Source organism: Agarivorans sp. 1_MG-2023, from assembly GCF_030548385.1.
Taxonomy (GTDB): domain Bacteria; phylum Pseudomonadota; class Gammaproteobacteria; order Enterobacterales; family Celerinatantimonadaceae; genus Agarivorans.
Window position 1 is genome coordinate 121,702 of record NZ_JAUOSJ010000006.1, and the last position, 22,550, is coordinate 144,251.

General features: G+C 43.4%; 21 protein-coding genes. 14 read left to right on the forward strand and 7 right to left on the reverse strand.

The features are described from left to right. Nucleotides 1-221 precede the first annotated feature (221 nt). From Q4592_RS10730 to Q4592_RS10755, 6 genes are all read left to right on the forward strand, one after another. A complete protein-coding gene (locus Q4592_RS10730; RefSeq protein ID WP_303512717.1) occupies nt 222-965 on the forward strand; it encodes a YebC/PmpR family DNA-binding transcriptional regulator in 744 nt (247 codons plus the stop codon). A gap of 6 nt (nt 966-971) precedes the next feature. Beyond that, a complete protein-coding gene (gene ruvC, locus Q4592_RS10735) occupies nt 972-1,493 on the forward strand; it encodes a crossover junction endodeoxyribonuclease RuvC (protein ID WP_303512719.1) in 522 nt (173 codons plus the stop codon). A gap of 125 nt (nt 1,494-1,618) precedes the next feature. Next, nucleotides 1,619-3,967 (forward strand): endopeptidase La, encoded by a 2,349-nt coding sequence (gene lon / locus Q4592_RS10740; protein ID WP_303512723.1) that lies wholly within the window; start codon nt 1,619-1,621, stop codon nt 3,965-3,967. Nucleotides 3,968-4,180: 213 nt separating this feature from the next. After that, the gene (gene hupB, locus Q4592_RS10745) at nt 4,181-4,453 is read left to right on the forward strand and encodes a nucleoid-associated protein HU-beta (protein WP_137675218.1); all 273 of its coding nucleotides are present in this window, start codon (nt 4,181-4,183) and stop codon (nt 4,451-4,453) included. 84 nt (nt 4,454-4,537) lie between these two features. Further along, entirely contained in the window at nt 4,538-6,427 is a 1,890-nt protein-coding gene (locus Q4592_RS10750; protein ID WP_303512724.1) for a SurA N-terminal domain-containing protein, read from the forward strand. A 68-nt stretch (nt 6,428-6,495) separates the two neighbouring features. Then, complete coding sequence (locus tag Q4592_RS10755) at nt 6,496-6,885, forward strand: DUF2850 domain-containing protein (RefSeq protein ID WP_303512725.1); 390 nt, start codon at nt 6,496-6,498, stop codon at nt 6,883-6,885. A gap of 48 nt (nt 6,886-6,933) precedes the next feature. On the opposite strand, the gene fabV is transcribed toward Q4592_RS10755, so the two are convergent. Further along, on the reverse strand, nt 6,934-8,136 hold the full coding sequence (gene fabV, locus Q4592_RS10760; protein ID WP_303512727.1) for an enoyl-ACP reductase FabV: 1,203 nt from the start codon (nt 8,134-8,136) through the stop codon (nt 6,934-6,936). 358 nt (nt 8,137-8,494) lie between these two features. Here fabV and Q4592_RS10765 point away from each other — a divergent pair, with 358 nt between their 5' ends. After that, nucleotides 8,495-9,358 (forward strand): PEP-CTERM/exosortase system-associated acyltransferase, encoded by an 864-nt coding sequence (locus tag Q4592_RS10765; RefSeq protein WP_303512729.1) that lies wholly within the window; start codon nt 8,495-8,497, stop codon nt 9,356-9,358. Between the two features lie 13 nt (nt 9,359-9,371). Here Q4592_RS10765 and Q4592_RS10770 read toward each other — a convergent pair whose 3' ends face one another. The 6 genes from Q4592_RS10770 to pspF form a co-directional block, all read right to left on the reverse strand. Then, nucleotides 9,372-10,151, reverse strand: coding sequence for an ATP-binding cassette domain-containing protein (locus tag Q4592_RS10770; protein ID WP_303512734.1), 780 nt, complete (start codon nt 10,149-10,151; stop codon nt 9,372-9,374). Further along, nucleotides 10,144-11,151 carry an oligopeptide/dipeptide ABC transporter ATP-binding protein gene (locus Q4592_RS10775; protein WP_137675223.1) on the reverse strand — a complete coding sequence of 336 codons (1,008 nt, stop codon included), beginning with the start codon at nt 11,149-11,151 and terminating at the stop codon, nt 10,144-10,146. The genes Q4592_RS10770 and Q4592_RS10775 overlap by 8 nt, the downstream gene beginning before the upstream one ends. Continuing rightward, complete coding sequence (locus Q4592_RS10780; protein ID WP_303512739.1) at nt 11,151-12,038, reverse strand: ABC transporter permease subunit; 888 nt, start codon at nt 12,036-12,038, stop codon at nt 11,151-11,153. The genes Q4592_RS10775 and Q4592_RS10780 overlap by 1 nt, the downstream gene beginning before the upstream one ends. Then, nucleotides 12,025-12,990: an ABC transporter permease subunit gene (locus tag Q4592_RS10785; protein ID WP_137675225.1), complete on the reverse strand. Its 966-nt coding sequence runs from the start codon at nt 12,988-12,990 to the stop codon at nt 12,025-12,027. The genes Q4592_RS10780 and Q4592_RS10785 overlap by 14 nt, the downstream gene beginning before the upstream one ends. A 3-nt stretch (nt 12,991-12,993) precedes the next feature. Then, complete coding sequence (locus tag Q4592_RS10790) at nt 12,994-14,592, reverse strand: ABC transporter substrate-binding protein (RefSeq protein WP_303512743.1); 1,599 nt, start codon at nt 14,590-14,592, stop codon at nt 12,994-12,996. A 72-nt stretch (nt 14,593-14,664) separates the two neighbouring features. After that, nucleotides 14,665-15,645 carry a phage shock protein operon transcriptional activator gene (pspF, locus tag Q4592_RS10795; protein WP_303512745.1) on the reverse strand — a complete coding sequence of 327 codons (981 nt, stop codon included), beginning with the start codon at nt 15,643-15,645 and terminating at the stop codon, nt 14,665-14,667. A 190-nt stretch (nt 15,646-15,835) separates the two neighbouring features. Between pspF and pspA the strand changes: the two genes are divergently transcribed. The 7 genes from pspA to Q4592_RS10830 all read left to right on the forward strand — a co-directional run bounded on the left by pspA (nt 15,836) and on the right by Q4592_RS10830 (nt 22,533). Then, on the forward strand, nt 15,836-16,501 hold the full coding sequence (gene pspA, locus Q4592_RS10800) for a phage shock protein PspA (RefSeq protein WP_303512747.1): 666 nt from the start codon (nt 15,836-15,838) through the stop codon (nt 16,499-16,501). Between the two features lie 8 nt (nt 16,502-16,509). Further along, entirely contained in the window at nt 16,510-16,734 is a 225-nt protein-coding gene (pspB, locus tag Q4592_RS10805) for an envelope stress response membrane protein PspB (RefSeq protein ID WP_303512750.1), read from the forward strand. Further along, entirely contained in the window at nt 16,734-17,108 is a 375-nt protein-coding gene (gene pspC / locus Q4592_RS10810) for an envelope stress response membrane protein PspC (RefSeq protein WP_137675230.1), read from the forward strand. The genes pspB and pspC overlap by 1 nt, the downstream gene beginning before the upstream one ends. A 250-nt stretch (nt 17,109-17,358) precedes the next feature. Then, entirely contained in the window at nt 17,359-18,831 is a 1,473-nt protein-coding gene (locus tag Q4592_RS10815) for a TyrR/PhhR family helix-turn-helix DNA-binding protein (RefSeq protein ID WP_137675231.1), read from the forward strand. 110 nt (nt 18,832-18,941) lie between these two features. Continuing rightward, complete coding sequence (leuB, locus tag Q4592_RS10820; RefSeq protein WP_303512756.1) at nt 18,942-20,048, forward strand: 3-isopropylmalate dehydrogenase; 1,107 nt, start codon at nt 18,942-18,944, stop codon at nt 20,046-20,048. A gap of 67 nt (nt 20,049-20,115) precedes the next feature. Beyond that, a complete protein-coding gene (locus Q4592_RS10825) occupies nt 20,116-21,294 on the forward strand; it encodes a cystathionine beta-lyase (RefSeq protein ID WP_303513046.1) in 1,179 nt (392 codons plus the stop codon). A 159-nt stretch (nt 21,295-21,453) separates the two neighbouring features. Continuing rightward, nucleotides 21,454-22,533, forward strand: coding sequence for a DM13 domain-containing protein (locus Q4592_RS10830; RefSeq protein ID WP_303512758.1), 1,080 nt, complete (start codon nt 21,454-21,456; stop codon nt 22,531-22,533). Nucleotides 22,534-22,550 lie beyond the last annotated feature (17 nt).

Consider the following 22,550-nt stretch of genomic DNA (forward strand, 5'->3'; position numbering starts at 1 on the left):
ATGTAATATTATTGAATCCAGCTCTATGTTGTGACTAATTGCTGATGTTTTTATTATTTTTATGTGGGGAGATCGTAGAGTTATTTCTAAACAAATATGTAACAAATTGATATAATTGAACTTATGTTAAAAGATCGAGATCATTTATCAAACAGATAGTGCTAGGCTTGGTCGCTTCTTAGCGTTTATCATCAATCAATAAGCATTTATTGGAGAACGCCATGGCAGGTCATAGTAAATGGGCCAATATTAAGCATCGTAAAGCGGCTCAAGATGCTAAAAGAGGCAAGATTTTTACTAAGTTTATTCGGGAGCTTACGGTCGCAGCCAGAGAAGGTGGCTCAGATCCAGATGCTAATCCTAGATTGAGAGCCGCTATTGATAAAGCCTTATCTAATAACATGACGCGCGACACGGTAAATCGTGCGGTACAGCGCGGAGCTGGAGAGTTGGATGGGCAACAGCTAGAAACGGTGATTTACGAGGGATACGGACCCGGTGGCACAGCGGTTCTTGTTGAAACGATGACCGATAATCGAAACCGTACCGTATCTACTGTAAGACATGCCTTTTCCAAAAGCGGTGGCAACTTAGGTACTGATGGCAGTGTTGCTTATCTATTCGAAAAGAAAGGTATTATTTCTTACGCAGCGGGTAGCGACGAAGAACAAGTAATGGATGCAGCCCTAGAGGCTGGCGCTGATGATGTTATCTCCCATGAAGATGGAAGTGTTGACGTTTATACTTTGCCTAACGATTTTGGTGTAGTGAAAGACGCCTTAGATAATGCGGGTTTAGAGGCGGTTAATTCAGAAGTTACCATGATTGCCTCTACGCAAGCTGAATTAGATTTAAGCACTGCTCCAAAGTTGTTACGACTTATTGATATGCTGGAAGACGATGATGACGTGCAAGAGGTGTATCACAATGGTGAAATATCAGATGACATTGCTGAGCAACTGTAAACTTTCGTGAGTATTATTCTAGGCATTGATCCGGGCTCACGGATCACCGGTTACGGTTTGATAAAGCAAGCCAATGGACGAATCGAGTATTTAGGCAGTGGCTGTATTCGCACTAGCGAAAAAGAACTGCCGTTACGTTTGAAGCAAATTCACGCGGGTGTTAGCGAAATTATTGCCCAGTTTTCTCCTGATGAATTTGCCATTGAACAAGTGTTTATGGCTAAAAACGCTGATTCGGCACTCAAGTTAGGGCAAGCTCGAGGGGCAGCAATTGTAGCAGCAGTAAGCCAAGATTTACCCGTTGCTGAATATTCAGCAAGGCAAATAAAACAAGCGGTGGTAGGCACTGGCGCGGCCGATAAAAGCCAGGTTCAGCATATGGTGACTCAGCTGTTGAGCTTGTCAGCGAGCCCACAAGCCGATGCAGCCGATGCTTTAGCGGTGGCACTTTGTCATTGCCATACTCGTCAAAGCCTTATCGGCATGGCGGGGAAAGTGAGAGGCACAGTAAGACGACGTTTACGCTAGCTATTGCCTAAATAAACAGCAGCTAAGTGATTTTTTTTTATTAATTGCTTAACACGAATTGAAACCAGAAAGTTTGACCCAATATATTGCTGATAGAGTTTATTAGCTAAGGTAAAGAGGACGACATGACCTTAGAGCGTTCAGAACGTTTTGAAATTCCCGTATTACCCTTGCGCGATGTTGTGGTTTATCCGCACATGGTCATTCCTTTGTTTGTTGGTCGTGAAAAATCGATTCGTTGCTTAGAAAGCGCGATGAGCCAAGACAAGCAAGTATTATTAGTCGCGCAAAAAGATGCCAGCAACGACAATCCTCAAGTGGAAGACTTATACACTGTGGGTACTGTGGCTAATATTCTGCAACTATTGAAACTGCCAGACGGTACAGTGAAAGTGCTGGTCGAGGGCAGCCAGCGGGCTAATCTTGAAGAAATTATTCAAGAGGATGAGTATTACATTGCTGCTGCAGAGTATGTGGTGTCTGCTCAGCCGGATGAAAAAGAACAAGAAGTCATGGTTCGTTCAGCAATAAGCCAGTTCGAAGGCTATATAAAGCTGAATAAAAAGATCCCGCCGGAGGTGCTTACCTCGGTGTCTGGTATAGACGATGCAGCGCGCTTAGCTGATACCATGGCTGCACACATGCCGCTTAAGCTTGAAGACAAGCAGTCGGTGCTAGAGTTAGCCAGTATTCCTGAACGTCTGGAATACTTAATGGCGATGATGGAATCTGAAATCGATTTGCTGCATGTGGAGAAAAAAATCCGCGGTCGCGTTAAAAAGCAAATGGAGAAGAGTCAGCGCGAGTACTATCTCAACGAGCAAATGAAGGCGATTCAGAAAGAGCTAGGTGAATCTGAAGATGGTCAAGACGAGTTTGAGCAACTGTCTCAACGTATCGACGAAGCCAAGATGCCAGAAGAAGCTAAGGAAAAGACCTTAGCTGAGCTAAATAAACTCAAAATGATGTCACCAATGTCTGCTGAAGCGACCGTTGTACGTGGTTACGTAGATTGGATGCTGAGTGTGCCGTGGGTTAAACGCTCAAAAGTGAAGCGTGACTTAGCAAAAGCGGAGCAGGTGCTTAATCAAGACCATTACGGTTTAGAAAAGGTTAAAGAGCGCATTTTAGAGTACTTGGCAGTACAAAGCCGAGTAAACAAATTAAAAGGGCCAATACTATGTTTAGTTGGTCCTCCAGGTGTCGGTAAAACCTCGCTTGGTCAATCAATCGCTAAGTCTACCGGGCGCAAATACGTGCGTATGGCCTTAGGCGGCGTAAGAGATGAAGCCGAGATCCGCGGCCACCGTCGTACTTACATTGGTTCAATGCCGGGTAAGTTGATTCAAAAAATGTCTAAAGTAGCGGTTAAAAACCCTCTATTTTTGCTTGATGAAATCGACAAAATGGCTTCAGATATGCGTGGCGATCCGGCTTCCGCTTTGCTAGAAGTATTAGACCCAGAACAAAACAACAGCTTTAACGACCATTACTTAGAAGTTGATTACGACCTCTCTGATGTGATGTTTGTGGCTACCTCAAACTCAATGAATATCCCTGGTCCTTTATTAGACCGTATGGAAGTGATTCGTTTATCAGGTTACACCGAAGACGAAAAACTAAACATTGCTAAGCAACACTTAATTAGTAAGCAAATTAAACGCAATGGTTTAAAAGAGTATGAGATTGCTATTGAAGACAGTGCCATCATTGGCATTATTCGTTACTACACTCGCGAAGCGGGCGTGCGAAGCTTAGAGCGAGAGATCTCTAAGCTATGTCGCAAAGCAGTAAAAGAAATTTTGCTGAACAAAGACACGAAGAAAGTTGAGATTAGCCAAGACAACCTCAGCCATTATTTGGGTGTGCAACGTTGTGATTATGGTAAGGCGGATGAAAATAACCGCGTTGGCATGGTGACGGGTCTAGCATGGACCGAAGTTGGTGGTGACTTACTCACCATTGAAACAGCCTCGGTACCGGGTAAGGGCAAGCTTAGCTATACCGGTTCTTTAGGCGACGTTATGCAAGAGTCTATTCAAGCTGCGATGACAGTGGTAAGAGCACGCGCCGATAAGTGGCGTATCAATAACGACTTTTACGAGAAGCGTGATATTCATGTTCACGTACCTGAAGGTGCAACACCTAAAGATGGTCCAAGTGCAGGCATTGCCATGTGTACCGCTTTGGTGTCGAGCTTAACGGGTAACCCGGTTAAGGCTGAAGTAGCAATGACCGGTGAAATTACCTTGCGTGGTGAAGTTCTGCCCATTGGTGGCTTGAAAGAGAAGCTGTTGGCGGCGCATCGCGGTGGTATCAAAACGGTTCTTATTCCGCAAGAGAATGAGCGAGACTTAGAAGAGATACCAGAAAATGTTATTGGTGACCTAAAAATCATTCCAGTTCGCTGGATTGAACAGGTTCTAGAAGCGGCTTTAGAGCAAAATCCTGAAGGCTTTGAAGTAAAAGCTTGAGTCAATGCAAATAAACGATATTCAATCGTAAAATAGTACTTGCCAGCCTTGTTCAAGGGCTATAGCCTAAGGCTGGCAAGGAAGCCGTTGATAATTATATTGATGGTGAAAAATTAACTAAATGTAGACTGACGAACCTCATTCTGAACCGTAATAATAGGGAAGCTTTCCTGCGGTAAAAAGAAAAAGGAATAACAACAAGGGGAACCAATTGTGAATAAAGCTCAACTCGTAGACAAAATTGCTGAAGGTGCAGATATTTCTAAGGCCGCTGCCGGTCGTGCACTTGATTCTTTCATCGATGCCATTTCTGATACTTTGAAAGACGGTGATAATGTTGCCTTGGTAGGTTTCGGTACTTTCCAAGTGAAAGAACGTTCTGCCCGTACTGGTCGTAACCCTCAGACTGGTGCTGAAATTCAAATTGCCGCTGCTAACGTACCATCGTTCAAAGCCGGTAAAGCGTTAAAAGACGCAGTAAACTAAACAGTCAGGCGCAATTGCGATCTGTCAAAGGCGCATCCTCTGATGCGCTTTTTCATTATTTAATGTGGTAAAGAGTAATTAAGCATGTTGGAAAAGCTCCGTGAAGGAAGCCAAGGTCCGGTAGCCAAAATCATCCTCGGTCTGGTCATTTTATCTTTTGCTCTAGCTGGTGTAGGTAGCTATATAGCTACACCTAGTGAGCAACTCGCCGCTGAAGTTAATGGCGAGTCCATTAGCCGTGCTGAATTTGATCAAGCCTATCAAAACGAACGCGGACGATTAGAAAGCCAGTTTGGCGCTGCATTTAGCCAACTAGCGGCTGATCCAAGCTATATGGCACAGTTCAGAAATAACGTTCTAGAGCGTATGATCGGAGAGCGCTTGCTTGACCAAGCTGCCGAAAAATACGGTTTACGCGTGAGCGATGAGCGAGTTAAATCGCAAATCTTAGGTATGCAAGAATTCCAAGTAGATGGTAAGTTCGATAACGAACGTTACCTTGCTGTGCTTTACCGCGCGAATCTTCAGCCGAGTCAATTCCGCGATATGATTCGCAACGACTTAACCCGTCGCCAGTTACAGCAAGCCTTATTAGGTAGTGAGTTTGCGCTTCCAAACGAAGCTGAGTTGTTGGTTAAACTCAATCAGCAAACCCGAGACGTACGTTATGTAACGGTTCCGGTGGCTAATTTTGCCGCTCAAGAAGCGCCAACAGACGAAGAATTAAAAGCCTACTACGAAGAACGTAAAAACACCTTCAAAACTGAAGAGTCAGTAGATGTTGAATTCATCGTGGTAGACGCGGCCAAAATTGCAGACAGTATTGTTGTTGATGAGCAAGATATTCAGCAATTCTACGAAGCTAACAGCCGAAGCTATACTCAGCCGGAAAAACGTAAAGTTGCGCATATTCTGATTGGATTTAGTGGCGATGAAGCTGCCGATAAAGCGAAAGCTGAAGCTTTATTAGCTAAAGTCCAGCAAGGTGAAGACTTCGCTACTTTAGCAGCTGAATCATCAGACGACACCTTTAGTGGTCAAGAAGGCGGTGAGCTAGATTGGTTTGAGAGTGGCGTAATGGCGCCTGAGTTTGATGCTGCTGCTTTTGCCTTGGCCGATAAGGGCGATGTAAGTGAGTTAGTTAAAACTGAGTTTGGCTTTCACTTAATTAAACTGATTGATGTGCAAACAGCGCAAGTGAAACCGCTTGAAGACGTGAAAGATCAAATTAGTCAGCGTTTACAACAAGAACAAGCTCAAAATGCATTTTATGAGCAAGCTCAACGCTTAGCTGAAGTGTCTTTTGAAATTCCTGACTCTCTCGTTGATGTAGCCAGTGAAACAGGGCTAACTGTTGAAACCGTTAAAGGCTTAACTCGTTCAAGCGCTAACGCGATATTGAGCCAACCTCAAGTGCTTAGCCAACTGTTCAACCTAGACTTTATTGCTGAAGGCTTAAACAGTGAAGCCATTCAACTCGCGGATGATAGCTCGGTAGTGGTGCGCGTAATGGCTCATAAAGCTGCCGAAGTTAAACCATTCGAAACTGTTGAATCGCAAATTGCTAGTGACTTAACACTTTCTCGCTCTAATCAAGCAGCCCAAGATTATGCTGATAGCCTTATCGCCGCCCTAGAGTCTGGAGAAGGCTTAGACGGCTTGCTTTACGAGCAGAATCTAACTGTAGATTCTAAAGTAAAAGTTGCTCGAGATAGCCAAGACTTTGAACCACAAGTGGTTCGTCATTTATTCATGATGGCTAAGCCTACTGAGCAAAAAGTAGCGAGTCGTATCGCCACTATGAATGGCGATCAGTTGGTGATTCAAGTCACTGAGGTGAATGAATCTAGTTCAGTGGATAGCAGTGAAGCCGATCGTTGGTTAGAACAGCTTAGCAGCGTAAAAACTGAAGCTAGTTATCAAGTATTGATTGATGTCTTAAAAAGCAAAGCAGAAATCCAAAACTTGTTGTAAGCTTATCTCTTACGTAAGATACTGAAAAAAGGACGTTTTACGTCCTTTTTTAGTTTTGGGAGATTGTCTTGAAAAAGTCCTTGGTATTAATTATTGCCTTATTTGGGATCTGCTTAGGCGTGTTGTCTTTCGTTTACTTTACTTATCCAGAGCTTATAGGCGTGCAGCGAGAAGTTAAAGTAAATCCGATTGTTGGTGCTTGGGAATCAGAACATGCTTTCTATGGCAAGAAAGAGCGATTAGTATTTACTGATGATGGTCAGCTTAAATCTGGCAGCAGGGTAGCCACTAAGTACAAGATAAATGGTAATAAAGTCATTGTTACTTCTACCGATAGAGTGGTTGAATATCGGGTCTCTAAAGATGGTCAGCGTTTAGATGCATATTTGCCAAGGGTTGGCAGAGTTCGTTATACCAAAGTAAATTCCAGTCAACAAAATTCAAATCAAAGACAATAAAAAGGCCTCTAAAATAGAGGCCTTTTAAAAACAATTGTTCTGAGTTAATTAGATGGCTTTAACGTCGAATGGAACTAAAGTATCTGCGTCTGCATCGTAATCAACACCTTCCACCCCAAAACCAAACAGTTTTAAGAATTCAGCCTTGTAGTACTCATAGTCAGAATGCTGTTTAAGGTTTTCAGTGGTAATTTGTGGCCACAGATCAACACAGGCTTGTTGGATGTCGTCACGTAGCTCCCAGTCATCCAGGCGTAAACGATTGCTTTCATCTACCGCTGGCGTAGAACCATCATTGCGGTACAAACGCTCATCGAATAAACGATAGATTTGTTCCATACAGCCTTCATGCAAACCATGTTCTTTCATGATTTTGAATACCATTGATATGTACAAAGGCATCACTGGAATAGCTGAACTCGCTTGAGTGACCACACTTTTAAGTACCGCTACATTCGCGCTACCTTGTTTGGTGCTTAGCTTTTCGTTTAGAGCGCTGGCTGCTCGGTCTAAATCCATTTTGGCTTTGCCTAATGCGCCATCCCAATAAATAGGCCAGGTAAGAGCGGTGCCAATGTAGCTGTACGCAACCGTTTTACAGCCTTTAGCAAGTACACCTGCTTCGTCTAATGCCTTAATCCAAAGCTCCCAATCTTCGCCGCCCATTACCGTTACAGTATCAGCAATCTCTTGCTCGGTTGCGGGTTCAATGCTGGCTTCGATAATTGTATCTTTATTGGTGTCTACAGCGGTTGCTGTGTAGGTATTACCAATAGGCTTTAAGCTCGATCGGATTAACTCACCGCTATCGGGTAATTTGCGTACCGGAGAGGCTAGTGAGTAAACCACTAAGTCAATTTCGCCTAAGTCCTGTTTGATTAACTCAATAGCGGCTTCTTTTGCCTGATGAGAAAATGCATCACCATTAATACTTTTGGCATAAAGGCCAGCTTCATGCGCTTTTTGGTCAAACGCTGCTGCATTATACCAACCTGCAGTACCGGTTTTACGCTCGGTTGCTGGTTTCTCGAAAAAGACACCAATGGTTGCAGCGTCACTGCCAAATGCAGCGGCAATGCGTGAAGACAAACCGTAACCGCTTGAAGATCCTACTACCAATACACGCTTAGGGCCGTCTGTAACTTTGCCTTTTTGCTTGGTGTAATTAATTTGCTCTTGCACGTTGGCTGCGCAGCCTACCGGATGAGTGGTTGTGCAAATAAAACCACGGATCTTTGGTTTGATGATCATGCTAATTCCTTAAACTTGGCCAAATAGTTAGCGCTAAGTATATTGTTGTTTCAACGCTAAAAAACGCAATGATTCTAGCATGTTTGCTATTAAAGTGGCATTTAGCCTAGCTGATCAGAGCAGTTTATTGAGCACTCTATTTAAAACCCGTTATTCTTAAGTGATAGCACAATCAGATTTGCTTCTAGCGCTGCTATCAATTGGTGTCGCTAGAATTTTACTGGCTAGCCTTGGCACTTTTCTGATATAAACTTAATATCAAATTAGCAAAACATTATCCTATAGAGATAGTGGCTATACTAAACGCGATGCTTATTAAGCAACTATAAAAACACTTAAGGGAATAAGGGTTAAGCTTTTGAAAAACAAAATACTTCCGACCAGTATTAAAGGAAAAGTAGTTGGGTTACCTACTAGCAAAACAACCCAACATGCCGCCCAGAAAAAAGCGGCTGAAATTGCCAAACACTACGAGACTTATTTTCAACCATTGGTTGCACTCAGTGATGAGGATGTGGGCAGTGTTTACCGTTTGCGCCACGATGTTTATTGTGAAGAGTTAGGTTTTGAACCAGTAAACTCCGAGCAGGTAGAACGCGATGAGTTTGACGATTATTCTGATTATTGCTTGGTTCGCCATTTATCGTCTGGAACTTATGCCAGTACCGTACGAGTGGTATCACCAACGGGCGACCAATTGCTCCCATTAGAAAAGTATTGTGAGGGAGCGATTACTGACGACGATCTACACCCGCAAAATTTCGCTAGAGAAGACGTATGTGAAATATCACGTTTAGCATTACGCGCTACTTTTAGACGACGTAAAACTGATAAGTTTGTTGATTCAGCTACCGGTGGCATTAACGTAGCCGAACTTTATGAAGAGGAGTTGCGTTGTTTCCCGTTTATTACTGCAAGCATGTATTTAGCCGCTACGGTGTTGGTTGAGAGGCATAATATTAAGCATGCTTATGTGATGATGGAGCCTAGGTTAGCGCGCAGTACTGCCTTGTTAGGGATTAAATTTCAGCAAATTGGTCCTGTGGTTGAGTATCACGGTCAACGTGCGCCTTATTATATTACTGCAGAGAAAATCCGTAGCGATTTACCGATTACGCTTAAGCCTTTGATGGATATGATTGAACGCGAAGTTAATCTATCACTATCAATGAGCTCTGTTGTAGGGGCGCAAGAGTCAATTTTGTATCGTGGTAACTCATAAAACTATCGCGATGTTATTTACGGAAAGCATCTTGGTAGGCATTTAATAAACGTTGACTCAGCTCGTGTTCGGGCTGAGTAAAAAATAGCTCCGTTGGCCTGAATTCAACGGCTTTTCCTTGCTGCATTACCAATACTTTATCGGAAAAGTGACGCACCAACCCCAAATCGTTAGAGACGAAAACATAGCTGATCGCAAAGCGTTGTTGTAATTCAATTAGCAAGTTAATAATTTGCGCTCTTACCGATACATCAAGTGCCGCAATACTTTCGTCAATAACAATAATCTTCGGACTTAAAATCAGCGCTCGAGCTACCGCTATGCGCTGTTTTTGACCACTCGATAGCATGTTGGGATAAAACTCAGCATGTTCTTCAAGTAAACCTACCAGTTTCAAAGTAGCTACAACCTTTAGTTGTTGCTCCTCGGTACTTAGGCCGGTATTTAACATCAGTGGTGCAGAGAGGATCCGGCCAATGTTAGAACGGGGGTTTAAAGAGCTGGTAGGGTCCTGGAAAATCATCCTTATTAAGCGGCAGCGGCGAGTATAATCTCCATACTTTAAGGCCTCGCCATTTACAAAAATATCACCGCTACTGGGTTTATTAATGCCGGCGAGTACTTTGGCGAGGCTAGATTTCCCAGAGCCTGATTCACCTATAATTGCCAAGCTTTCACCCATATTGAGGTCAAAGCTAATATCATCTATTGCAGCAAAACGTTGGCGACTTAACCAACCTTTATGCACATACACGTGCTGCGATAAATTTTTAACGTGTAAAAGGTTAGCCATTTACAGTGACCTTTTTTTCAATATTGAGCGGGTAGTGGCAAGCATATTGATGGCCTTTTACTTTCTTTAATTTAGGTTGAGTTACGCACTTACGTTGGGCTTTAGGGCAGCGGGGGCCTAGCCGACAACCAATAGGCAAATGCTGCAGTGCTGGAATAGAGCCTGGCAACCCTGGGAGTAGGGCTTTTCTATCGAAAGGTTGGCTGAATTTAGGTGCGGAACTAAGCAAAGCATTGGTATATGGGTGGTGACTATTGCCTACCACTTGTTCTGAACGCCCAACCTCCACCATTTGGCCACAATAAATCACGCTAATTGTATCGGCTAAATCGGAGAGAGTATTTAAGTCATGGCTAATTAACAAAATAGCCGTATTGTTAAGCTTATTGAGTTTGTGCAGCAAGCGAAGAATTTGGCTGGCAGTAGTGACTTCCATCGCGGTAGTTGGTTCATCAGCGACTAACAGCTTGGGTTGCCCAGCAATGGCCATGGCAATCATTACTTTCTGGCATAAACCATCAGACAGTTCATAAGGATAACTGCGCATTACTTTATGGTGGTCTTTAACGCCTACCTTATGCAATAAGGCTTGCGCCTGTTTTTTCCGCCATTGAAAACGGCGCCAAAATCCCCCTTTGATATTGTGGCAAGGGATCGCTTCTTCAATTTGTTTACCCACTTCTTCTGAGGGATCTAAACAAGAACTCGGTTCCTGAAAGATCATTGCTATTTCGTGACCGAGTACCTTGCGCCGTTGCTTAGTCGTGAGCTGAAGAAGATCTACATCACCTAAGCGCATTCTGTCAGCTTTTATAGTCCAGCTGGGTTTGGTGACTCCTAGTAAGGCTTTAGCAATTAAACTTTTACCAGAACCTGACTCACCCACTAAAGCTTTAATTTCGCCTTCAGCCATGGTTAAGCTAACGCGGTCTACCGCCTTAACTTTGCCGGTGGGAGTATCAATTTCGATAGTCAGGTTACGAATGTCTAGTAAGGCCATTAGTCGACTCCTTCTAACATCGCTTGGCGTAAACCTTCGCCCACCATGTTCACACTTAAGATACTGGTCATAATAACAAAGCCGGGTAGGGTAACGGTCCAGGGGGCTGAGAATAGTAAATCTTTACTCCCCCCTAACATTGCACCCCACTCGGGCAGTGGAGCCTGTGCGCCAATGCCAATAAAACCTAGGGCGGTAATATCAATTAACGATGAAGAGAAACTGCGGCTTATTTGAAACACGATTGAGTCTGCAATATTGGGTAGTACGCCGTGTTTCAAAATTCGATAGTTGGTCGCACCATCAAGTCTAATTGCGGTAATGTATTCTTTTTGAATTTCGGTAGAAACCGCAATGTAAGTGAATCGAATAAACTGGGGTATTTGTGCTAAAGCGATAGCGATTAAGGTGTTCTCTAAACCCGTACCCAAAAACGATACCACCATAATGGCAATAAGCAGCGAAGGTATGGATAAGGCCGTGTCCATCACATGGTGTAAAACGCTAGATTTTACGCCACGGCTCATGCCTGAAAAGATGCCTAGAGGAATTCCAATTAGCGCTGCAAAGGTAACAACAATTAAGCCGCCACCAAAGGTGAGCTGGCAGCCGTAGATGAGGCGGCTTAACACATCACGACCTAAATCATCGGTGCCAAAAAAATTATCAACGTGACCGCTTTGATTCCACGAAGGTGGCTGTAATAAATTGTCGCTTTGAAAATCTAGGGTATAAGGCGCAATCAGCGGGCCAAACAGCGCTAAGCCAACAAAACCCAGCAGTACCCAAAAGCCAATCATTGCAATGGAGTTATCTTTAAAACGCTCTAATACACGCTGGAGAGCGCTAGAGATGGTCGTTTCTGCAAATACATTAGTGTTGAGCATAAACTTCTCTTCGGCGTAATGGATGTATTAGCGCGGTAAACAAATCGGTGAGTACAAAGGTAATAATTACCAAAGTGGCTACAGCCAACATTCCACCTTGAATCGCCACATAATCTTGTTGGTAAATACTGGATATTAACCAACGTCCAATGCCAGGCCAGGCAAACACCACTTCAAGAACCATTGCCATGGTAAGTACGTTACCAAATTGAAGGCCTAAGCTGGGTAAAATGGGCGGTAAGGCATTATGTAAAGCGTGGCGAGTCACTATTTGCCATTTTGATAGGCCTTTGGTCGCTGCAGCTTTAATATAGTTTTCGCTCATCACCTTCGCCATTGAGTTGGATAGCTGGCGTATTACTTCTGTTGTCGGTACTACCGCTAATACAAGAGTAGGTAAGGCTAAATGGCTAACGATGCTCATTAAGGCTGGCCAACGCGCTTGAGGTTCTAACCACATGACATCGATGATGCCAAAACCGGTAATTTGAGGGATCTCTAACAGTAAATCGTAACGACCAGATACCGGGAACCAACCCAATAACAGTGACGAGTTCATCACTAACAGTAAGGCTAACCAAAATACCGGAATACTGTAGCCCACCATTGTAACGCTAAGGATTAGGTTTCTAATCCAGTGTTGGTGATAAATACCGGCTAACGTACCCAGTGGTATACCCACAATAAAAGACAGCAAAAAAGCAGAAAAGCACAGCTCTAAAGTGGCGGGTAAAAAGCTAATCAGTTCATCAAATACTGGTTTGCCGGTAATGCTAGATACACCCAAGTCGCCGTTGAGGTTATTCCAAACAAAGACTAGGTACTGGCTTAACCAATTACCGTCTGTTTCAATAAAGATGGTTTGATTCTTCTGAAAGAAAAAAGCAATTAAGTTGATGATTAAAAAGGTAATCACCAGTAGGTTAATTCGACGAATAAAGTAACGTAACATGGCTTACTTCCTATAGGCGCTGCTAAAAGAAACGCCTCCGTATGGATTCCATGTAATACCACTGACACTGTTATTATACGAGTACATTTTAAGCGCATGGGTTAAGGGAAGTACGGGCACATCTTGCTCAATAATTTCTTGAATTTTATAGTAACTTCTCACACGGTCCGCTAATCGCGGTGAGGTGGTGGCAGCATCGAGCAGCTGTTCGAAGTGCCCATTACACCAACGGCTATAGTTGTAACCTTGTTCTACCGCTTCACAAGCAAATTGTTGACGGAAAAAATCATCGGGGTCGCTATTATCGGTAGACCAACCCACTAGCAGCATATCGTAGTTAACACTTGGAGCCAGTAAGTAACGGCGAAGCACTTCCCAATCAAATAATCTAACGTTTACTTGGTAACCATCTTTCACCAAGTCATTACGTATTAGTTCTGCGGTTTTGTGGGGCTGTGGGTTATAACTTTTCGCTTCATTGAGTACCCACAATTCAATCGGTTGTTGTTTGGCTTTTTCGATATAGGGGTATACCAAAAAATCTTGCTCTGGTGAGCGAGCTTGGTGGCGATAGGCCCAAGAAGAAGCGGATAACATTCCATCGGCAATTTCAGCGGTATTCAAATAAACGGAATCTACAATTCGTTGTTTGTTGATTAAGCCTGCTACATTGCGCCGAACGCGCACATCGGCAAACGGTGGCTTTTGAGTATTAAAGGCCAAATAAGAGACATTTAATCCCGCCTGAACTGACACCAACAAATCATCACGTTCTTTAAGCACTTCTAACTGATTGGCAGCTGGTTGAGCCATTATATCGCATTGGCCTGTCAGTAATTTGGCCAAACGAATAGAAGACGTAGGAGTGATATCAAATACCAACTGCTGCATAGGTGGAGCGCCACGCCAATGCAGCCAATGGCGGTAGTAACGAATAAAGTGATCTTTACGTTGGCTGGCGTAATAAAATGGGCCGCTACCAATCGGTTGCTGATCGAGTAAACCTAGCTGATTTTTGTCATTCAGCTGTTGGGCGTACTCTGCAGACAAAATAACTGCGTAATCGCTGGCCAGATTTGCCAAAAAAGCAGCGTCAGGTTTTTTTAGTACAAATTCGATGCTGCTATTAGATAGCTTGTTTAAGGCTTGAATATTGTTGCCAAAGCCAATGTTATTGAAAAACGGATAATCGCCATTGGCTAAGATATAAAGCGGGTGCTCAGGGTTTAAAATTCGCTCAAAGCTAAGCATTACATCATCAGCATTCAAATTACGGCTTGGAGAGAAGTAATCGGTTTTATGAAAATGAATACCTTGGCGTAAGTCGAAGCGATAATGTAAGCGGTCTTCACTAATGTGCCAATTGTTCGCCACACCACCTACCAGTTGCTGAGTGATAGGGTCGACTTCAATTAGGCGGTCGTATAAATGCCTAGAAGTCACCGCAATAGCATTCATAGAACTTTCTAACTGAGGGTTAAATGTGTGCGGAGCGGTCTCGGTGCAATACACCAAGCCGAGTTTTTTTACGTCTTGTTGCTGTTCACAACCAAGCAGCAAAAAACTTAGACACATCATTGTGCCGAATGAGAATGCATTCATGTGAGGCTGATATCCTGATAACTGCTTGATAATTTAACATTAACCATCTGCTTATCTCAACCAATGATGGACTTAGCCTTGGGTATTAATTTGATGTTTCTTGATCAAACCCCTTAGTTGATGGTAGCTGATCTCTAAGGCTTGAGCGCAAAGGGTTTGTTTATAATGGTGTTTTTCTAAGGTATCGATAATAAGTTTTTTTTCAAACTCAGCGACTTGCTGCGTAAAACCTAAGTGTGAATGGACAACTTGGCTTTCATTGTTTGGTTCTGCAACTGGGCGCCAAGGTGAAGCAAAAGGGTCAACGTTAATCGCCTCTACTTGCCCCTTAGCATTGCTATTTTCAACTACAGCGCGCTCTACTACATTTTTTAACTCGCGAATATTACCTGGCCACGAGTAGGCTTCGAGTTGTTGTTTAACCGGTGTAGTGAAACTAACTCGATTGTTTAAGTTAAGTTCGTGGGCAATTTTTTGAGCGAAGTGTTCGGCTAACAAACAAATGTCTTCGGCTCTATGACGTAGTGGCGGCAGGGTAATCACCGCAAAAGATAAACGGTCTAACAGGTCGGCTCTAAACTTACCTTGGGTGACCAAACTGGGAAGGTCTTGGTTAGTTGCACAAATTAAGCGTACATCAACATCTATGGTTTTATTACTTCCAAGACGTTCGATTTGATTGTATTCAATGGTGCGTAATAATTTTTCTTGCACCTCAGAGGGCATGTTGGCGAGCTCATCTAAAAACAAGCTGCCTTTATCTGCTTGCTCAAAGCGCCCGATACGTTGCTGAGCGGCACCAGTAAATGCGCCAGCTTGATGACCAAATAGTTCAGACTCAATCAAATTGGGATTTAAACTAGCGCAGTTTAGGCTTAGGTAGTGCTTGTCCCAGCGCTCAGATAAATAGTGTAAACGCGCTGCAATTAGCTCCTTACCGGTCCCACGTTCGCCAATGACTAACACTGGGCGGTTAAGTGGGGCAAGCAAAGACACTTTATCAAGTACTTCTAAAAAGCTGGGAGCATTACCTAGTAAACTTGGGCTATTCATTGGCTATATAGACTAACTTTTGGTTAATTTAACTATAACTTCGGCCGAGTAATTTGTCACTTTTCATCTAAATTTATAAATATCATGAGCTTACATAGTTGGCACAAGAGTTGTTATAGCTAGTTAGTCAATCTATAACACTTAGCCGTAATGATTAACGGTTTAACTTTTAGTCGTAAGGGGAAATACCATGGGAATGTTCACTCGTTTAGCTGACATCATTAATGCCAACATCAGTGCCATGTTAGACAAGGCGGAAGACCCACAAAAAATGTTGCGCTTAATCATTCAAGAAATGGAAGATACTTTAGTTGAGGTGCGCGCCAGCACGGCCAAAGTACTTGCCGATAAAAAGCAGCTGATTCGCAAAATCCAAATCTTAGAGCAGCAAGCTGATGATTGGCAGGGGAAAGCTGAGTTAGCACTTAGTCGTGAGCGGGAAGATTTAGCGCGTTTAGCCTTAGTAGAGAAAAAGCACATTCAGGAGTCTATTAAGATCCAGCAACACGAGCTCAGCTTAGTAGATGATAGCTTGCTACAGTTACAACAAGAGATAGAACAGCTTGAGTTAAAACTTACCGAATCTCGCAATCGTCAAGCTGGTTTACTCGCAAGACAAACCACGGCTAAAAACCGTCATGCAGTAAGACAGCAACTTGATAACGAACGCGCTTTAAAAACCCGTGAAAAATTTGAGCAATTTCAAGCTAAGATTGATCAACTAGAAGCAAAAGCAGAAGTATTGGGTAACGATGGTAATAACCCAGACTTAAATAAACAGTTTGCTGAGTTGAGCGCTGATGCTGAAATCGCAGAAGAACTGAGTAAGTTAAAAGCTAAGTTAGAGCAACAATAGGAGAGCATATGCTTACTGTATTGGTAACCCCGTTAATATTGTTTATGGCGATTGTGGCTCCTTTGTGGCTGATTCTGCACTACAAAAGCAAGCGACAAGTTGAACACGGCATTAGTGAGCAAGAGCGAGAGCAATTAAACGCCATCGCTACACGCGCCAAAGATATGTCTGCTCGGATTCGTGCTTTAGAGAGCATTTTGGATGAAAGTGTACCGCATTGGAGGGAGCGCTAATGTTTGATAAACCTTTATACCGCGATCCCCGTAAAGGAAAGATAGCGGGAGTATGTGCCGGATTAGCGCATAGTCTTGGCGCAGAAACCTGGTTAATTCGCATTATTGCGGTTACCGTCGCCATTACTAACTTAGGTTTGTTTCTGATTATCTATGGTGCCGCTTGGTTGTTTATGGACAAGCGACCTAGTAACCAAGAAAGTGACGAATCAGTGACAATTAAATCAAAAGTGTGGCAACGAGGGGAAACGCCAAGCCAAGCTATAAATGAACTTGAGCATCAATTTGATGGTTTTGAGCAACGTTTACGCAAAGTTGAGAAGGTGGTTACCGCGCGTGATTTTGAACTTCATAGTCAGTTCAAAAACTTATAAGTTAAACGTGAAATAAATTTGTTCAGTTCAAAATAACTCAAGTGAATGTTAAATGACGCTTGGGTTATGTTGGCTTTTTTGGTTAGACTAAAGAAGCTTCGATAGAATTCGAGCTGTAATAAGTTGCTCAATAGGAGAGTTTTTTGCGTTTAGTATGGATTGTAGGAGAGGGCGGTATGTGGTGCAGCTGTGAGTTTTTACAGGCACTCCAGTTACTGTCTCGGTCGCTAAAACTAAAAGCAGGCGCGTTATGCGCATAGAGCTAAACTGTGAGCAAAACACCCAAGTTTTTAGCGCAGTATTGGCAGTACTGGTTAAACATGGCTTGGCCCTGCAAGCGATGCAAAGTGTAGACAGTGGGCATTTATTCCTCCACCTTACTGAACTTGAACTTCCCCTTACTCAACAATTACTTAGTGAGTTTCGCTACTTAAATGGTGTGTCTGATGCGCGAATTGTATCGGCCTTACCTTCAGAAGTAGAGCATAAAGAAGTACAAATTCTGCTCGATAACGTGCCGTATCCGGTAGTGCTTATCGACAAACTTGGTCAAATTCGTCAATTCAATCAAGCCTTTGAGCAATCTTGTGGAGATACCCAACAGCCTTTATCTAATAGCGATATTAGTAAGTTTTTGCGAGGCTTTAGTGTACAGCGCTGGTTTGGCAGTGGCTCAGGCAAGCGCGAATTAGTAGAGATCCAGCTTAGCGGTCGGGTTTATATGGCCGACATTATCCCTCTCTCAGAAACCGCATTATTCTCACATCTGCCTGGTGCTATTATGCTGTTTAAGTCAGCGCACTGGTTAGAAGCTAGCTTTGATTTATCGCAAATTGAATTAGGCATTAGCGAAGGCCGCTTAGTGGCCAGTAGTGACGAAACTAATAATGTTCTCAATAGTTTAAAACGTTTAGTTGACCACCCTATGCCCACCTTACTGTTTGGTGAAGCAGGCGTTGGTAAACGCTTTTTAGCGCGCTTACTTAATGAGCTTTCCATGGGCAGTGACGAACGTTTTTATTCTGTTAGTTGCCATAGCCAAGAATACAGTCTCTCTGAACAATTGGCTGAAATTGCCGCCGAGCAACCTAATACAGTTCTGCTCACTAATATTGAACGTTTGAAAAGTAATGAGATAGAAGACGCTGTTAGTTCACTCACTGCGCCGCAGCTCGGTATAAAACACTTGTTGTTTTCAAGCCGCTATAGCCCAGAGCAATTAGCCGCGTTGTGGGGGGGCGATTATTATTATTCGATCATCAAAAACAGTATTAGTGTGCCTCCATTACGACAACGTAAAGAAGACATTGTGCCCTTGGCGCAGTCTTGGCTAGATTTCCAATCAGCTAAGCATCAAGAAGTGTCTCCTCCATTAGGGCGCGAGGTAAAGCGTTACTTGAGTTCCTTGAGTTGGCCGGGAAATATTCCGCAGCTATACCAAGTATTACAAGACTCTTTAGAAGTAGGCAGCTTAAAGCGCTGGCAAGTGAGTGATATTAAGTATCATCATGAAAAAGTGGTGGATAACGTCAGTATAGAGAGCTTGTTGCAGCAAGACTACCACTCAGCAATGGGCGAGTTTGAGCACCTTTTACTGAGTTATCATTATCCACAGCACCCAAGCTCACGACTGCTGGCCAAAAAACTGGGTCTTTCGCATACCGCAATTGCCAATAAACTTCGTGAACATAATATTCGTAACAAAACTGATTTAGATAACTAGTTTCGCCAGATTCGCAGCTGAAAAGCTCGATCTGTGGTTTACCCTTGCGCTGGTTTTGCTATGATGCGGCAATCAAAAAAATAAACTAATGCAATGGAGACGCAAACACAATGAAGAACTATAAGATCGCCTTATTGGCCGGCGACGGCATCGGTCCTGAAGTAATGAAGCAAGCGGTCAAAGTACTTAAAGCGGTTGAAGCGCGTAACCCAGAAGTAGCATTTGAACTTAACGAAGCCTTGTTTGGTGCGGTTGCCTACTTTGAAACGGGTAAATCTTTCCCTGCTGAAACCATCAAAATTTGTGATGAAGCTGATGCCATTCTTAAAGGCACCATTGGCTTAAATCATGAAGATTCAAAGAAAATCCCAGTAGACGAACAGCCAGAGCGTGGCGCTTTGCTACCGCTTCGTCGTCGTTACAATACCTACGCAAACTTCCGCCCTGTTTACCTTCCAAAAGAGCTCGCTCACTTTTCACCTCTTAAACAAGAAGTGATTGGTGAAGGTATCGATATCATGATCATTCGTGAGTTAGTGGGTGGTTTGTACTTTGGCGAGAAAGAAGTGGGCAAAGACGAAAATGGTCAGCGTTACGTGCGTGAAGTGCTTGAGTATGACGAAGGCCAAATTCGCGACATTCTAAAAGTAGGTTTTGAAACTGCGCAACGCCGTAAAAAAGTAATGCACAATATCCATAAAAGTAACGTATTGAAATCAAGCGTACTATGGAACGAAATTTTAGAAGAAGTTGCCGTTGATTATCCAGATGTAGAAGTTAAGCACATCTTGGTAGATGCAGCAGCCACCTACCTATGTTTAAACCCTGGTATGTTTGACACCATGGTGATGGAAAACATGTTTGGTGATATTTTAAGTGACCAAGGCGGCGGTATTTTAGGTTCGTTAGGCCTTATGCCTTCAGCGTGTATGGGCCCAGAAAAGTCTTACTACGAGCCATCTCATGGCAGTGCTCCAGACATTGCGGGCAAAAACATTGCTAACCCTTACTCAATGATTGGTTCAGTAGCATTAATGCTAGAAATGAGCTTTGGCATGGAGCAAGAAGCTAAAAATCTTTGGCATGCAATGAAGTCGGTATTTGCCAATGGTTACGGCACGCCAGACTTGGCAAAAGGCGAAGATGCTAAACTTATCGACACTGACGCCTTTGGCGATATGGTGGTTGATGAGTTAAACAAAGCCCCTCGCGTTTAATTGCCAATACCCTTAATAACCAGCCTACGGGCTGGTTTTTTGTTGCTGCTACTCGGATGTCTTTATGATGAAAAAATCAACCAAAATTGTCAGTGCTGGACGCGATAGAAAATGGACTCAAGGCCTTGTAAATCCGCCGGTTTCTCGCGGTTCTACGGTTGTGTTCAACAGCGTTAAAGAGATGAAACAAGCAACCGCTAAACGTCACGATAAAACCTTGTTTTATGGGCGTAGAGGCACTCAAACTCATTTTGCTTTTCAAGAAGCAATGGTAGAGATTGAAGGTGGAGAAGGCTGTGCGCTTTACCCTTGCGGAACGGCTGCGATAAGTGGTGCATTGTTGTCGTTTTTACAACATGGTGACCACCTGCTAATGGTGGATACTGCTTATGAACCTACACGAGATTTATGCGAGAAGTTGCTAACTCGCTACGGTATTGAAACCACCTATTACGATCCCTTGATTGGTGCTGGTATTAGTGCGCTTATTCAAGCCAATACCAAAGTCATCTTCCTAGAATCTCCTGGTTCGCTCACTATGGAGGTGCAAGATGCACCTGCAATAGTGGCAGCAGCACGCGCCGCAGAGCAAGATATTGTGGTGATGCTTGATAATACGTGGGCATCGCCACTTAACTTTAGTCCTTTTGATTTTGATATTGATATCTCTATTCAAGCGGCTACCAAATACATAGTGGGCCATTCTGATGTAATGCTAGGTACAGCAGTGGCTAATAAGCGCTGTTGGGACCAACTTAGAGAGAATTCTTATTTATTAGGGCAGTGCACTTCGCCTGATGATGTTTATTTGGCCATGCGCGGCATGCGCACCTTAGGTGTTCGTTTAGCCCAGCATGAGAAAAATGCTTTAGAAGTAGCCAATTGGCTGGCTACCCGTGACGATGTTGATCACGTTCGCCATCCGGCATTAGCAAGTTGCCCAGGGAACGAGTTTTTCAAGCGTGATTTTCAGGGTGCTTGTGGTTTGTTTTCTTTTGTTATGAAAGGTGGCAATCAAGCAGCCTTAACGGCATTACTTGATGGAATGGAACACTTTAAGATGGGCTATTCTTGGGGTGGATATGAAAGCCTAATAATGGGAGTTAATGGCGTTGATAAGCTTCGCACTGCCACTCAGTGGCAAGCGAGCGGCACCTTAATCCGTGTTCATATTGGTCTCGAAGACACCGCAGATCTTATCGCCGATTTAGAGGCTGGTTTAGCGAGATTTAATGCTCAGCTGTAAATCGAATGGTTGTGATAAAAAGCCACCCTCCTAGGGTGGCTTTTTTATTTGTAGTTATCACAATTTGATAACATTTGCGTTCTGAGCTTGTTGCTTGCAGAAGCCTTTGTTAGCGTTTAGTAACAACGTTAAAACAAAAAGCTGAGCAAAGGACTGCCGATGTTTAATCCATCTTTACCTAAACTTCATTCGCTAACGGTGATATCTATAAGCCTAATACTGGTCGCCTGCGGTGGCGGGGGGGGAAATGATGCTCCAGCTCAGTCTTTAACTGGTCAGCAGTTGTTTACTCAAACTGACGCTGGTGGCAATCAGTTTTCTTGTAGTACTTGCCATGCCATTGCTGAAGACAGCCAAGGCTTGGATGACCAGCAATTGCACCGTCCGGCTCACTCATTACGTAATGTAGTAAATCGCAATGCCTTCTATAACGGCAGCTTTAGTGAGTTAATTGATGCTGTAAACAACTGTAGGGTAGATTGGATGGATGCCAATGCCTATAGCGATACCAGCGAGCAGTGGGGGGGATTACAGCAATACTTGCAAAGCTTTAGTGATGGTTCGGTTGCTGATGAAGTCAGTTTTAATCAAGTGGCGGCTATTAATGATTTTAGCGGAGCTGACTCAAACAAAGGCGAGCAACTGTTTAATCAAACCTGTGCTACTTGTCATGGCGATAATGCAAGCGGTAGTCACTTAGCCAATAGTTTACATGGCTCTGGTTTAAGCGCGGCGCAAGTGGCGACTAAAGTTCGTACTTCGGGGCCATCGAATAGCGCCTACTTTACAAATTTGGTCGAAGGGAATATGCCATTTTGGAGTGAACAGAGGCTGGGCAACGCTGATCTAGCTGATATCGCAAGTTATGTTGAAAGCATTAATCTTAGCCAAACCTACAATTGTAATGCTGCCGACCACCCAAAAGTTGGCCAAGTAGCAATTTTAGATACTAAAGCGCATGGCGTCAGTGGCCGAGTAGAAATTGTTGATAATTGTACATTAGAGGTTACTGCGTTTAATTATGATGGTGGTGGCCCTGACGTACTGTTTTATGGCGCACCAACCAGCAATTACAATGTAGGCGGTTTTAACATTGGCAGTACTATTAATGGGCCAATTTATAATAACGATAGCCTGAGCTTAAATTTGGCTAGCGCCAGTCAACTGGATGATCTTGGCGGGATTAGTGTGTGGTGCCGAGACTTTAGTGTGAGTTTTGGTGATGGGCTGTTTAATTAGCCGTTTATTGAACATGA

Excerpts from the sequence above, each read along its gene's own strand:
- Q4592_RS10730 (WP_303512717.1), top strand. The coding sequence starts at position 222 with ATGGCAGGTCATAGTAAATGGGCCAATATTAAGCATCGTAAAGCGGCT.
- lon (WP_303512723.1), top strand. The coding sequence starts at position 1,619 with ATGACCTTAGAGCGTTCAGAACGTTTTGAAATTCCCGTATTACCCTTG.
- Q4592_RS10750 (WP_303512724.1), top strand. The coding sequence starts at position 4,538 with ATGTTGGAAAAGCTCCGTGAAGGAAGCCAAGGTCCGGTAGCCAAAATC.
- fabV (WP_303512727.1), bottom strand. The coding sequence starts at position 8,136 with ATGATCATCAAACCAAAGATCCGTGGTTTTATTTGCACAACCACTCAT.
- Q4592_RS10770 (WP_303512734.1), bottom strand. The coding sequence starts at position 10,151 with ATGGCTAACCTTTTACACGTTAAAAATTTATCGCAGCACGTGTATGTG.
- Q4592_RS10775 (WP_137675223.1), bottom strand. The coding sequence starts at position 11,151 with ATGGCCTTACTAGACATTCGTAACCTGACTATCGAAATTGATACTCCC.
- Q4592_RS10780 (WP_303512739.1), bottom strand. The coding sequence starts at position 12,038 with ATGCTCAACACTAATGTATTTGCAGAAACGACCATCTCTAGCGCTCTC.
- Q4592_RS10785 (WP_137675225.1), bottom strand. The coding sequence starts at position 12,990 with ATGTTACGTTACTTTATTCGTCGAATTAACCTACTGGTGATTACCTTT.
- Q4592_RS10790 (WP_303512743.1), bottom strand. The coding sequence starts at position 14,592 with ATGAATGCATTCTCATTCGGCACAATGATGTGTCTAAGTTTTTTGCTG.
- pspF (WP_303512745.1), bottom strand. The coding sequence starts at position 15,645 with ATGAATAGCCCAAGTTTACTAGGTAATGCTCCCAGCTTTTTAGAAGTA.
- pspA (WP_303512747.1), top strand. The coding sequence starts at position 15,836 with ATGGGAATGTTCACTCGTTTAGCTGACATCATTAATGCCAACATCAGT.
- pspB (WP_303512750.1), top strand. The coding sequence starts at position 16,510 with ATGCTTACTGTATTGGTAACCCCGTTAATATTGTTTATGGCGATTGTG.
- pspC (WP_137675230.1), top strand. The coding sequence starts at position 16,734 with ATGTTTGATAAACCTTTATACCGCGATCCCCGTAAAGGAAAGATAGCG.
- Q4592_RS10815 (WP_137675231.1), top strand. The coding sequence starts at position 17,359 with ATGCGCATAGAGCTAAACTGTGAGCAAAACACCCAAGTTTTTAGCGCA.
- leuB (WP_303512756.1), top strand. The coding sequence starts at position 18,942 with ATGAAGAACTATAAGATCGCCTTATTGGCCGGCGACGGCATCGGTCCT.
- Q4592_RS10825 (WP_303513046.1), top strand. The coding sequence starts at position 20,116 with ATGAAAAAATCAACCAAAATTGTCAGTGCTGGACGCGATAGAAAATGG.
- Q4592_RS10830 (WP_303512758.1), top strand. The coding sequence starts at position 21,454 with ATGTTTAATCCATCTTTACCTAAACTTCATTCGCTAACGGTGATATCT.